This is a genomic window from Paenarthrobacter sp. NPDC089714, from assembly GCF_044748905.1.
GTDB lineage: Bacteria > Actinomycetota > Actinomycetes > Actinomycetales > Micrococcaceae > Arthrobacter.
The window spans coordinates 106,546-118,897 of the sequence record NZ_JBIVGX010000005.1 but is presented as its reverse complement, the minus strand read 5'-3'; the positions used below and the strand labels follow the sequence as shown (position 1 = coordinate 118,897).

At 62.3% G+C, this 12,352-nt stretch carries 9 protein-coding genes and 1 riboswitch; of the genes, 2 read left to right on the top strand and 7 right to left on the bottom strand.

Translation table 11 applies throughout. The features are described 5' to 3' along the window. Positions 1–106: 106 nt before the first annotated feature. On the bottom strand, positions 107–985 hold the full coding sequence (locus tag ACIPY3_RS11400) for a hypothetical protein (RefSeq protein ID WP_400334008.1): 879 nt from the start codon (positions 983–985) through the stop codon (positions 107–109). A 763-nt stretch (positions 986–1,748) separates the two neighbouring features. Between ACIPY3_RS11400 and ACIPY3_RS11395 the strand changes: the two genes are divergently transcribed. Then, the gene (locus tag ACIPY3_RS11395) at positions 1,749–2,207 is read left to right on the top strand and encodes a hypothetical protein (protein ID WP_400334006.1); all 459 of its coding nucleotides are present in this window, start codon (positions 1,749–1,751) and stop codon (positions 2,205–2,207) included. Positions 2,208–2,254: 47 nt separating this feature from the next. On the opposite strand, the gene ACIPY3_RS11390 is transcribed toward ACIPY3_RS11395, so the two are convergent. The 6 genes from ACIPY3_RS11390 to ACIPY3_RS11365 all read right to left on the bottom strand — a co-directional run bounded on the left by ACIPY3_RS11390 (position 2,255) and on the right by ACIPY3_RS11365 (position 10,695). Continuing rightward, complete coding sequence (locus ACIPY3_RS11390) at positions 2,255–3,076, bottom strand: DNA/RNA non-specific endonuclease (protein WP_400334003.1); 822 nt, start codon at positions 3,074–3,076, stop codon at positions 2,255–2,257. A 38-nt stretch (positions 3,077–3,114) separates the two neighbouring features. After that, positions 3,115–4,542 carry an L-serine ammonia-lyase gene (locus tag ACIPY3_RS11385; protein ID WP_400334000.1) on the bottom strand — a complete coding sequence of 476 codons (1,428 nt, stop codon included), beginning with the start codon at positions 4,540–4,542 and terminating at the stop codon, positions 3,115–3,117. A gap of 679 nt (positions 4,543–5,221) precedes the next feature. Continuing rightward, positions 5,222–5,608 (bottom strand): glycine cleavage system protein GcvH, encoded by a 387-nt coding sequence (gene gcvH / locus ACIPY3_RS11380; RefSeq protein WP_400333997.1) that lies wholly within the window; start codon positions 5,606–5,608, stop codon positions 5,222–5,224. Positions 5,609–5,801: 193 nt separating this feature from the next. Continuing rightward, positions 5,802–6,935 (bottom strand): glycine cleavage system aminomethyltransferase GcvT, encoded by a 1,134-nt coding sequence (gene gcvT / locus ACIPY3_RS11375; protein WP_400333994.1) that lies wholly within the window; start codon positions 6,933–6,935, stop codon positions 5,802–5,804. A 9-nt stretch (positions 6,936–6,944) separates the two neighbouring features. Further along, positions 6,945–9,791 carry an aminomethyl-transferring glycine dehydrogenase gene (gcvP, locus tag ACIPY3_RS11370; RefSeq protein ID WP_400333991.1) on the bottom strand — a complete coding sequence of 949 codons (2,847 nt, stop codon included), beginning with the start codon at positions 9,789–9,791 and terminating at the stop codon, positions 6,945–6,947. A 172-nt stretch (positions 9,792–9,963) separates the two neighbouring features. Beyond that, positions 9,964–10,060, bottom strand: a riboswitch (glycine riboswitch). A 95-nt stretch (positions 10,061–10,155) separates the two neighbouring features. Continuing rightward, positions 10,156–10,695, bottom strand: a complete 540-nt coding sequence (locus ACIPY3_RS11365; RefSeq protein ID WP_400333989.1) for a TetR/AcrR family transcriptional regulator — start codon at positions 10,693–10,695, stop codon at positions 10,156–10,158. A gap of 72 nt (positions 10,696–10,767) precedes the next feature. Here ACIPY3_RS11365 and ACIPY3_RS11360 point away from each other — a divergent pair, with 72 nt between their 5' ends. Further along, entirely contained in the window at positions 10,768–12,321 is a 1,554-nt protein-coding gene (locus ACIPY3_RS11360; protein WP_400333986.1) for an MFS transporter, read from the top strand. Positions 12,322–12,352 lie beyond the last annotated feature (31 nt).

Sequence of the window (12,352 nt, the reverse complement as noted above, 5' to 3'; positions counted from 1 at the left end):
AAGAACGAACCGGCTGTGCAAGCCAGAACAACGCACAAGAAAGCAACAACCCGCCTGATTCGTGGAACCCGCGGAAGCTTCACGACGGGTGTTTCGTCCACGATCACTACAGCCCACTATGTCCGTGTTGCCTCAGAATATCCTTCGCTCTGGCCAATGCGGCGGCTTTCTCATCGGCCAGGGTGTTCAATGCCGCTTGATGAGCCTCTATGAGAGCAGTCTGGTATTGGGCCCGTATATCCATCAAACCCTGCATCATGTTTGTTTTGCTTTTGCATTCTGCATCTTGAAGTGCTGTACGTATTTCGCCCTGTTTGTCTGCCGGGTAGGCTGGCACCCACGCATCGGGCGAGTCCTGACGCATGTTGATGCCTGAATCCCCAAGGCACTTGACCCATGCCCCTCGCAAGTTCTTCCAATCCGGATCACGCTCAGCCAGAGCATTGGAATCATTGACGATGCTGGTCAGCAGCGAATCCTGGCCTGCAATCCGGCTTCGAAACGGAGGAATTTGTTCACCGACGGTCGAGTTGTCGCACTCGAAGTACTTCTTGACGGCAGGTTGTGGCGATTCCCGTGTTCCCGAATCGTAGATTCCAGGTATGGTCCTGACTATTGGTCTTTCATACCCAAACTTTGCCGCGAACGCCGGTACCCAAACGCCGTAAGACTGATCCGCCTTCACCTCAAGATCACCGTGTTTTTCCGGCATGCGAACTCCGGCCTTCTTCATGCAACCCTCGATTATGTACATGTTCGCTGCAGTGATGACCATGGATTCATCGGCGCTTGCCTCGTATCTATCCATCGGCATGCGGACTTCGACATTAGCCTGGTCAAGTTGTGCGTGGACCCCCGAATAAGCTGAACGATTGATGGAGGGCAGGGGCCCGGCGTCCGCCTGTGGTCCAGTTTGGCTCGTAGCGCATCCTGGCAACACGAAGAGCAGCATTACTGGTAGAAGCAGACGCCGGGTCATCGTCACCTTTCGACACTTTTCAGGAACCTGGGGAATCAGTAGGATTCATCGTGGCTGGAAATTCGGTTATCCCAATTTCCGTCCCCGGGATAAGCGATGTCCGCAAGGTAGCTGATCGCCTGCCCCTCCTTCATGTAGAAGGAGTTTCCCCCAAAGTTCAGATGTTCAAAGAATGTAACGTATCTGTAGGACGGGTTGGTGGTGTATCCAACAATGTTCGACGTTGGATCATTAGCGCCACTACCGACCCAAGACGTTGCATAGTTGTTTGAGTACTTGGTCCCGTTCCACACGGAGCTTTGGAACAAGCAGACTTGGCCGTTTCCACATGTTTGGTCCGCCCAAGCATTGGCGGCGCCAGCATTGGCACCAGCATGATGGGTATTGCGACTACGGTGGCCGCCGCAATGCTTAGCATTCTTTTCATTTCACCGTTCCTCTATCGAGTGGAGTCTGGTGATGACATACCTCAAACGTCAAATAGAAGAGACGTTGGTCGCGCCCCAGTAGGCTCGAAAATAGCGGTCGGATGGTGGGTGAATCAACACAGGAACCACAGATCAGTACATTTTGGTGAAATATGGGCGATCCAGAAGAAACATTCCTATTGCCGCGTCACGATCAGATCGCTCCGTCCACTTACTTAGGGGGCTGTTTACTCTAATCGTCTGGTCGGTACCCGTCAGCGACAGCGACGTACCCCCAACGCCGACGCTACGCCCATTCCCGGCAAGGCCCAGAATCCGTAAGTCGAGAATTAGGAGTGAAAATGAACTACAAGACATCCAATCCCAGGGTTCTTCAAGCGTTCTTGGCCGCGGCAATGCTCAGTGCTATGGGCATTGGCGTGGCCCACGCAACGGCACAACGTCCAGTGACACCGACGACGGAAATCCAAGAGCGCGCTCATTTCGACGGCGACGCCGGTCTTGAAAGGACCGAAACTGGTCAAACATACGGAATTCCAGGCGAAGTCAACGAACAGATCGCCGAACCGGATCTGATCCGTGCTTATGCCACCAACGGGACGCAGGGCTACATGAAGAACAGCGAACGGAAAGTCGCGACGGGTGACCCCTCGATCTTCAAGTCGCCCGAGGAAGCATTGAAATGGCAGGAAAACAGGGGCAGCCTTCCGGTGACGGTACCTGTCTACGATATCGACGGAGCCACCGAAATCGGCATCTTCGAATTCTCAACAGGACAGCCCACGGGCATGGTGAAGTAGAACGAAAGGCAGCGCGCAAACAATTCAACAGGCCACGCGCACTCGAACTACAACTTGATCTGCTCCATGCTCTCCAGTTTTATTGCTTTCGGCGCTTTGCCCAGCTCGCGTTGGCCGCTGGCAAGCCGGTCAGCGTTCGTCAGGCGGCTAAGGCTGAGCCCGGTGAGGTCTGCGATTTCCCCGATAGGAACCTGGAACGTCCTGAAGGGCCCCAGGGGTGGCGGTTCGCCCTCGAGGAGCCGCTCGGTGATGGCTTTCTTCAACTCCACCTTTCCCAGCAACGGTGACTGATCAAGGATGAACCCCGCTGCGCCCAGCTTGGCGTCATTGGTCCAAGCGGCAATCTTCCAGAATTTCCTGGGCACCTGCACGCCCCGGTACGGAGGATCGTCGTCGAGCAGGACGGGTCCGGTGAACACGCTGAGCTTGGCGTCAAACGTATCCGCGTGTTCCAGGACATGGTCTTCCAGTCCTACCCAGAGTTCCTTGCCTTGGTTAAAGTCGTCCACTTGCGGCGCGGCATTAGTGAAGGAAAACGTGTCCTGGTTGGCTTTCTTGGCTGTCGCTTGGTCACCCCACACGGGATCCAGGCGCCGGACCAAATGGCCTCTGTCAAAGGCGTTGTTCTTGTAGACGTCCGGGCCTGCTTGTTGTTCCTTGGGGACCCGCTCATCGAAATGCCAGGTGCCCTCACGTGCCAACGGGTTCAGTTCACTACCGCTGATGTTGACGCCCACGATCGCCGCGAGTTTCCGGGCCGTCCGGAAGCGCACGGAGAAATGCGTGTAGTCCAACAGAATCGTCGTCGCCGACGGACTGGGCAGCTCCAGGCGTGCCCGCAAGAAATCCCGGTCATATCCCCCGCTCATGCATACAGCATGGCACTAGGGACTGACAGCGAACAGACTCAGCATTCGACGACGTTGACGGCCAAGCCGCCCATGGCTGTTTCCTTGTACTTATGGGACATGTCCTTGCCCGTCTCACGCATCGTCACGATCACCTCGTCCAACGACACCCGATGCGTCCCATCACCCCACAACGCCATCTTCGCCGCGTTGATCGCTTTCGCCGCAGCAATCGCGTTCCGCTCAATACACGGAATCTGCACCAACCCACCAATCGGATCACACGTCAGCCCCAGGTTATGTTCCATCGCGATCTCCGCCGCGTTCTCCACCTGCCCCGGAGAACCACCCATCACCTCAGCCAACCCCGCAGCAGCCATCGACGACGCCGACCCCACCTCACCCTGACACCCCACCTCAGCACCCGAAATCGAGGCCTGCTCCTTATACAACACACCCACCGCACCAGCAGCCAACAAGAACCGCACCACCACATCATCCCGGTCCTGTTGGCTGGCCTTGTCCATGCCCGGGGCGTAATGCAACGCGTAATACAACACCGCCGGAATGATGCCCGCCGCACCATTGGTCGGGGCCGTCACCACCCGACCACCGGAAGCGTTCTCCTCATTGACCGCCAACGCGATCAAGTTCACCCACTCCTGCCAATACTTCGGATCGTTCCGGTCCTTGTCCTCCTTCAACAACCGCTCCAACCAATCAGGAGCACGACGCCGGACCCGCAAACCCCCAGGCAGCACACCTTCACGCTTCAAAGACGTTTCAACACAGGCCTCCATCACCGCCCAAATGTGCAGCAAACCCGCCCGGATCTCTTCTTCGCTGCGACTGGCGCGTTCGTTGATCAGCATGATGTCACTGATCCCCAACCCCTTGGACTGGCACCTGCCCAGCAACTCCGCCGCCGTCCGGAACGGCAACGGCAACTCCTGCTTCGACTCCTCCAACTCCGCCTGCGCCGCGGACTCCCCGCCCTCCCGCACAATGAACCCGCCACCGACCGAGAAGAACGTCGCCTCCTTGAGAACATTTCCCTCAGCATCGGTAACGGCGAACTTCATCCCGTTCGTATGCCGCGGCAACACCGTCAACGGATGCAACACCATATCCGCCACCGCATACGGCAAACGGACACCACCGCCGGCGCCGGAGCCGCCAACAGCACCAGCCAGGTCCAACACACCGGTCTCCGCGATCGCCGCCAACCGCTCCTCCACCTCATCAGGCAGAATCAACTCCGGCTCGAACCCCTCCAACCCCAACAACACCGCCGTGAACGTCCCGTGCCCCTTACCCGTCGCCGCCAACGAACCATACAAATCAACCCGCAACCCCGCCACAGCAGACAACACACCCGACTCAACCAACACCCGGGCAAACACCGCCCCAGCACGCATCGGCCCCACCGTATGCGAACTCGACGGACCAATACCCACAGAGAACAAATCGAAAACACCAACAGCCATGGCCGGGATCCCTTTGACAGCTTGAAACGGTCCGGCAGATGGTCCTGCCGGATGGCCGCCTCCGCTCGTGACGGCAGGCGACCGAAGCACGACGCCGGGTGGCCCCCTTAGGCGGCAACCCGGCGTCGCAAGTTCATTCAGTTATTACAGTCCACGCTACGCCAGTAGGCGCGTGGTGGCGTGCTCAGCCTGGCATCCTCTGCGGCACGGGTTCACGTGGCGCAATGCGGCCGGAAGGGCCTCGACCCGATACGGGGCATCGCTGCCGAACATGCCGTACGCACGGCACACTCCGCAGCGAGCCCACGAATCGGCGGGACGACACGATCATGGGTGGCCCTTATGGGTTCGGCATCCGGAAGCGTGCGTCCAAGGGAGCGTCACGTCCGCTCAGCGGGCGTTTACGCGACCGAGCACGCGGAGGATGCCGAACCCATCGGGGCATCGCTGCCAAACATGCCGTTCGCACGGCACACTCCGCAGCAAGCCCACGAATCGGCGGGACGACACGATCATGGGTGGCCCTTATGTGTTCGGCATCCGGAAGCGTGCGTCCAAGGGAGCGTCACGTCCGCTCAGCGGGCGTTTACGCGACCGAGCACGCGGAGGATGCCGAACCCAGCGGGCCAACACGACCAATCACGCGGAGAATGCCGGACCCATCGGGTCCGACGGGGAACTACGCCAGGTCCCCACCATTCTTGGAGGCGTACTCCACCGCGGAGAGCAGCGGGCCGTCGGACTCGGCGGCGACCTTGAACAGCCAGCCTTCGCCGTAGGGGTCGTTGTTGATGAGGGCGGGATCGGACACTACGGCGTCGTTGATCTCCGTGACCTCGCCGGTGACCGGAGAGTACAGGTCCGAGACGGACTTGGTGGACTCGACTTCGCCACAGGTCTCGCCTGCAGTCACCGTCGAACCAACCTCGGGCAGGTCGACGTACACGATGTCACCGAGCGCATCGGTGGCAACCTCGGAGATGCCAACAGATACCGAGTTCCCCTCCCCACGCAAAACCCACTCGTGCTCGTCGGAGTACTGAAGTTCAGGCGCTACTTTGGGCATTCTGTTTCCTAACGTTGTATGGACAAATCTGTGGCCGGGGCGCTGTGACCAGGAACGGGCCCCTTCGGGTCCGGTATCCGGAAGCGGGCGTCCAAGGGAGCCTCACGTCCGCCCAGCGGGCGCCTAGGCGACCGAGCCCGCGGAGGATGCCGGAGCCGACGGGCCAAAGGCGACCCGTCGGACAGCAAACGGCTTACTTCTGGCGCTTGTAGAACGGCAGAGCGACCACTTCGAAGGGCTCAGCCTTGCCGCGGAGGTCCACGTCCAAGGCAGTCCCCGGCTCAGCAAGGGCCACGTCGACATAGGCAAGAACCACGGGGTACCCGAGCGTCGGGCTTGGCTGGCCAGAGGTTACTTCGCCCACGACCACGCCGTCTTTCAGGACCGGGTAGTGCGAACGGCCGGCACGGCGTCCGAGGCCTTTGAGGCCAACGAGCTTGCGACCAGTGGAGACCCCGGCGCCGGATGCTTTCAAAGCAGCGAGGGCTTCCTTACCAACAAAGTCGCCTTCCTTGGACAGTGCCACCACGGGTCCAAGCCCAGCGGCAAAGGGGTTGCCTTCACGGGAGAGTTCGTTGCCGTAGAGGGGCATGCCGGCTTCGAGGCGCAGTGAGTCGCGGGAAGCGAGGCCTGCTGGAACCAACTCGCCCTCTTCGGCAACCGCGGAAATGGCCTGCCACAGGGCTGCGGCAGATTCGTTGGGCACAAAGATCTCGAAGCCGTCTTCGCCGGTGTATCCGGTACGGGCCAGGAGCAGGTCCTGGCCGCTGCCGGCTACCAGGAAGGTCACGTCAACCGCGGCGTAGTACTTCAGTTCCGTCACGAGGGTGTGCTGCTCCGCCGGGACCAGTCGCAGGAGGACGGCTTCGGCGAGGGGTCCCTGAACCGCGATGAGGGAGGTCTCAGAGGAGGCGTCCTCAACCACGACGTCGAACCCGGCGGCACGCACCAGGAGCGCGGCAGCAACAACGGGAGCGTTTCCGGCATTGGGTACCACCAGGAACTTTTCGGGACCGCGGCGGTAGACAATGAGGTCGTCGATGATTCCGCCGTCCTCCTGGCAGATCAGCGAGTATTTGGCCTTACCGTCGGCAATCGCGGACAACTTGCCCACCAGCGCGTAGTCCAGGAAGGCGCCCGCGTCCGGACCAGTAACCCAGACTTCGCCCATGTGGGAGAGGTCGAACAGGCCGGCGGACTTCCGCACGGCGTGGTGCTCAGCCAGTTCTGAGGTGTACTTGAGCGGCATCTGCCAGCCACCGAAGTCGGTGAAGGAGGCGCCGAGCTTCTTGTGCTCTTCGTAGAGGGCTGTGTATTTCCCAGTCATGACCAGTCCTTAGTTTTCGAAGTCTTCGATCGGCGGGCAGGAGCACACCAGGTTGCGGTCACCCGCAGCACCGTCAATCCGGCCGACGGGCGGGAAGTACTTGTCCTGCTTGAGGTGGTGGACCGGGAAGGCGGCCTGCTCACGCGGGTAGGCACGGTCCCAGTCGGAGCTCACGACGGCGGCTGCCGTGTGGGGTGCGCGGCGGAGCGGGGAATCCTGCACGGAGAAGTCCCCGGCAGCTACCTGCTCGATCTCGGCCCGGATGGTGATCATGGCTTCAATGAAGCGGTCGATCTCCACGAGGTCCTCGGACTCGGTGGGCTCCACCATGAGCGTGCCCGCAACAGGGAAGGCCAACGTGGGTGCGTGGAAGCCGAAGTCGATGAGGCGCTTGGCCACATCCTCAGCCGTGACGCCGGTCTTCGCCGTCAGCTCGCGGAGGTCCAGGATGCACTCGTGCGCTACAAGTCCGCCTTCACCGGTGTAGAGAACCGGGAAGTGCTCGTTGAGGCGGGAAGCGATGTAGTTCGCAGCCAACAAGGCGGACTTGGTGGCTTCGGTCAGTCCCTGGCCGCCCATGAGCTTCACGTAGGCCCAGGAGATGGGAAGCACACCGGCCGAGCCGAAGCGCGATGCCGAGATCGGAACGTCGTTGCCTTCGGTCCAGGACGTGGCGTCACCGGGCATGAACGGTGCGAGGTGTGCCTTGGCTGCCACCGGACCAACACCGGGTCCGCCGCCGCCGTGCGGGATGCAGAAGGTCTTGTGCAGGTTCAGGTGGGACACGTCCCCGCCGAACTTGCCCGGCTGGGCCAGCCCAACGAGCGCGTTGAGGTTGGCGCCGTCGATGTACACCTGGCCGCCGGCTTCGTGGATCGCGTCGCACACCTCGCGCACATCGGCGTCGTAGACACCGTGAGTGGACGGGTAGGTGATCATGATGGCCGAGAGCACGTCGCGGTTGGCCTCGATCTTGGCCTTGAGGTCATCGTGGTCGATGGTGCCGTCGGAGGCAGTAGCCACCACAACGACCTTCATTCCTGCGAGCACGGCCGAGGCAGCGTTGGTGCCGTGGGCAGAAGCCGGGATGAGGCAGACGTTGCGCTGCTGGTCGCCGCGGGAGTGGTGGTAGCCGCGGATCGCGAGGAGGCCTGCCAGCTCGCCCTGGGAACCGGCGTTGGGCTGGATGGAGACCTGGTCGTAGCCGGTAATCTCGGTCAGCTGGGCTTCAAGATCTGTGATGAGTTCACGCCAGCCAGCGGTCTGGGAATCCGGGGCGAACGGGTGGATGGAGGCGAACTCCGGCCAGGAAATGGCTTCCATCTCAGCCGTGGCGTTGAGCTTCATGGTGCACGAACCCAGCGGGATCATGGTGCGGTCCAGCGCGAGGTCGCGGTCGGAGAGCTTGCGGATGTAGCGCAGGAGCTGGGTTTCGGAGCGGTGCGTGTTGAACACCGGGTGCTGCAGGTATTCGCTGGAGCGTTCAACGGAAGCTTCAAGCGCGAAGCCCTCAGCGGACTCAACCACGGAGGCGCCGAAGACGGCTGCGACGTCGGCGACAACCGCCGTCGTGGTTGTTTCGTCCACAGAAATGCCGACCGTGTCAGCGTCGATCCCGCGCAGGTTGATGCCGCGCTCTTCAGCGGCAGCCACAAGGGAGGATGCGCGACCCGGGACACGGACCGTGATGGTGTCGAAGAAGGAACCGTGCAGGACCTCGACGCCGGCAGCCTTCAGCGAGGCGGCAAGGGTGCGGGCGTGGTGGTGTGCGGTCTCGGCGATCGCCTTCAGGCCTTCGGGACCGTGGTAGACCGCGTACATCGAGGCGACGATCGCCAGGAGTGCCTGTGCGGTGCAGATGTTGGACGTGGCCTTTTCGCGGCGGATGTGCTGCTCACGGGTCTGCAGCGCCAAGCGGTAGGCGGGAACACCGGCGTCGTCCTTTGAAACGCCCACCAGGCGGCCGGGCATGGAACGCTCGAGCCCCTTCTGAACGGCCATGTAGGCGGCGTGCGGGCCGCCGAAGAACAACGGGACGCCCAAGCGCTGGGCGGAGCCGACGGCGATATCGGCACCCTGCTCGCCCGGAGGGGTGATGAGGGTGAGGGAGAGAAGGTCTGCAGCGACGGTGACCAGGGCGCCCCGTTCTTTGGCCTCGGCGATCACGGCGGAGTGGTCAAAGACCCGGCCCGAAACGCCAGGCTGCTGCAGGACGACGCCGTTGATGGCGCCTTCCGGGAGGCCGGCACTCAGGTCCGCAACTTCGACCTCGAAGCCGAGCGCTTCAGCGCGGCCCTTCACGATGGCGATGGTCTGCGGGAGGCAGTCGGCGTCCAGGACGGTTTTGCCATCCTGGGCGGCCTTGTTCTTGTTGGCCCGGCGCATCATCAGCACGGCTTCGGCCACGGCGGTGGCTTCGTCAAGCAGCGAGGCGTTGGCGATCGGGAGGCCAACGAGGTCCTGGACCATGGTCTGGAAGTTCAGCAGCGCTTCGAGGCGGCCTTGGGAAATTTCCGGCTGGTAGGGCGTGTATGCGGTGTACCAAGCCGGGGATTCGAGGATGTTGCGGCGGATCACCGGCGGTGTGACGGTGTCGAAATAGCCCTGGCCGATCATCTGGACGGCCGTCTTGTTCTTGGAGGCGAGCTTGCGCAGTTCCGCGAGGACCTCCACCTCCGAAAGGGCGTTCTGCAGGGTCAGGGCAACGTCCTGGCGGATGTCGTTGGGAACCGCGGTGTCCACGAGGGAATCCACGGAGTCGTAACCGACAGACTTGAGCATGGTGTCAATGTCGGCCTGGCGGCGGGCACCGATATGCCGGTCGACGAAGGTGGTGGAGGCTGAACTAACCGTCACGAAGGAACTCCATTACTTGGGCGGCGTTTGGGTACGCCGCAGTGGCTCGGGTTCCTCCCCGCTCTGTATTGGACCTGAGAGTTTCCGCGTGATGCTGTCCGCACAGCCACCCGCTTGCACCGTCGGTGAGCACAACAATCCGGCCGGACTGCCTGCTGCTTTCCAGAGTTGCCTATCCGCGGCGGTGCATGGGCCTGAGAGATTCCTGGGGAGGATTTGCTCCTACGGCGCCTGCATCTCGTACTGCAGGACTCTCCCGCCGCAGATCAAAGGCTTTATGCAGTTGTAGGCGGCGTGCCAAGGAAGGCACACCACAGATGTTAATTGTCCTATGCCCGCAGCGCGGCGGCAAATGGAAGGTCCGCTACTTCCGCAGGCGGTCCAGGACCGCGAGGAGGACCTCGACGTCGGCCTCCCGCCCGGCGCCGCCGGCTTCCTGTCCGCCCTCGAACATCGCGTTGAAATAGAGGCCGTCTCCCATGTAGCTGACCGCCTTGGCAACCTCCGGGCCAACGTCGTCGGCAAGGACGTCAAGCCAGCGCTGTTGAATGGCCGCGAACCGGCGGCGGGTCTCCTCGTGGGCCACCTCGGCCAACCTGGTTGCCGCAACGAACGCCCGGTCCATGGGTGTTCCGGCCCAGAGCGAGGAGCGGATGAAGTAGGCCGCTGCGCCGTCGGGCGCCGCCTGCATCTGTTCGGTATCTTCCTTGGCCAAGTCATCCAAGCGCTCCAGGAGGGCGCTGATGAGCGACTCCTTGTTCGGGAAGTGATAGAGCAAGCCTCCCTTTGAGACGCCTGCGCGCTTGGCCACGGCGTCCAGGGTGGCAGCACGCTCCCCCACTTCGATCAGGAGTGCTTCAAAGGCGTCCAGGACGGCGTCCCGGGCTACTGGTTTTCGCGGCATGGATCCATCATTCCCTAAAGCTTGGTCTTGTTCTATTTGAAACTGTACCGTCTGGACGGTACAGTAAAGGTCATGTTCTCGCCGTCCTCAACCCACGCTCCCCGTTCCTCCGTGCGCCCGGTTCCGGGCAAGACCGCACCGTGGCGCGACTGGACGGCCCTGGCACTGCTGATGTTCCCGGTGCTCCTGGTGGCCGTCGACAACACCGCGCTCACCTTCGCCCTGCCGGAAATCGCCCGCTCACTGGAAGTCGGCGGCATCCAACTCCTCTGGATCGTGGACGCCTACCCGCTGGTCCTGGCGGCACTGCTGGTGTCCATGGGCAACTTCGGCGACCGGATCGGACGACGGCGGCTGCTCCTGATCGGCAGCACAGGCTTCGCGGCGGTTTCGGCTGCCACGGCGTTCGCGCCTTCCGCGGAGTGGCTGATCGCCGGTCGCGCCGCACTTGGTGTCTTCGGCGCCATGCTGATGCCCTCCACCCTGTCCCTGATCCGGAACATCTTCACCGACCCCAACCGTCGCCGGCTTGCTATTGCCGTCTGGGCTGCGGGTTTCTCCGGCGGCGCCGCGCTCGGCCCGATCTTCGGTGGCTGGCTCGTGGAGCACTTCTGGTGGGGCGCCGTGTTCCTCGTGGCGGCCTTCCTCCTCCTGCCGCTGCTCGCCTTCGGCCGGGTGCTCATCCCTGAGTCCAAGGATGCCAACCCGGGCCGCGTGGACGTACCCAGCATCGTCCTGTCCGTGCTCACCATGGCGCCCTTTGTCTACGGGATCAAAGAACTCGCCGTGCATGGATTCGGAGCATCCGCGGCTGCCTTCATGGCGTTCGGCTTGGTGATGGGCGTGTTGTTTGTGCGCAGGCAGCAGCAACTCTCCAGCCCCATGCTGGACGTCCGCTTGTTCCACAACAAGGTGTTCAGCACGGCCATTGTGGCCAACGTGTTGTCCTTGTTCTCCATGACTGGGTTCATCTACTTCTTCGCCCAACACCTGCAATTGATCGAAGGGCAGTCACCCATGGAAGCCGGAATCGCCATGATTCCAGCGCTTCTGGCAACAGTGGTGGCCGGTCTCCTGGTGGTCCCGCTGGTGAAGCGGATCCGCCCGGGATTCGTGGTAGCCGGTGGGCTGACGCTCAGCGCCGTGGGCTATTTCGTGGCGATGGCCGGCGACCACGGAACCGGTCCCGTGTTCCTGCTCTCCGCATTGACCGTGCTGGCCGTTGGTGTGGGGGCCGCGGAAACCATCTCCAACGACCTCATCCTGGCCTCCGTGCCGGCCGACAAGTCAGGGGCGGCCTCGGCCATCTCGGAAACCGGGTACGAACTCGGATCCCTGCTGGGCACGGCCGTGCTCGGGTCCATCCTCACGGCCTCTTACCAGCACAACCTCGTCATTCCGGACGGCGTATCTTCGGAGGCTGCGGGCAAGTCCGGGGAGACGCTGGCCGGAGCGGTTGACGCCGCCTCGGCACTCCCGGCGCCCCTGTCGGAAGCGTTGACCGAGGCAGCCCGGGTTGCCTTCGAATCGGGTGTCCACATCACTGCGGCGATTGGGCTGGTACTGATGGCAGGAGCGGCAGTGCTTGCCGCCGTCGTACTTCGCCGGGTACCGAAGGCGCAGTAGGTGGGTCTGCCCCCAGGATTCACAAGATTCA

What these genes read in the sequence shown, in the direction of transcription:
- ACIPY3_RS11395 (WP_400334006.1), top strand. Translation starts at nt 1,749, where the DNA reads ATGAACTACAAGACATCCAATCCCAGGGTTCTTCAAGCGTTCTTGGCC.
- ACIPY3_RS11390 (WP_400334003.1), bottom strand. Translation starts at nt 3,076, where the DNA reads ATGAGCGGGGGATATGACCGGGATTTCTTGCGGGCACGCCTGGAGCTG.
- ACIPY3_RS11385 (WP_400334000.1), bottom strand. Translation starts at nt 4,542, where the DNA reads ATGGCTGTTGGTGTTTTCGATTTGTTCTCTGTGGGTATTGGTCCGTCG.
- gcvH (WP_400333997.1), bottom strand. Translation starts at nt 5,608, where the DNA reads ATGCCCAAAGTAGCGCCTGAACTTCAGTACTCCGACGAGCACGAGTGG.
- gcvT (WP_400333994.1), bottom strand. Translation starts at nt 6,935, where the DNA reads ATGACTGGGAAATACACAGCCCTCTACGAAGAGCACAAGAAGCTCGGC.
- ACIPY3_RS11365 (WP_400333989.1), bottom strand. Translation starts at nt 10,695, where the DNA reads ATGCCGCGAAAACCAGTAGCCCGGGACGCCGTCCTGGACGCCTTTGAA.
- ACIPY3_RS11360 (WP_400333986.1), top strand. Translation starts at nt 10,768, where the DNA reads ATGTTCTCGCCGTCCTCAACCCACGCTCCCCGTTCCTCCGTGCGCCCG.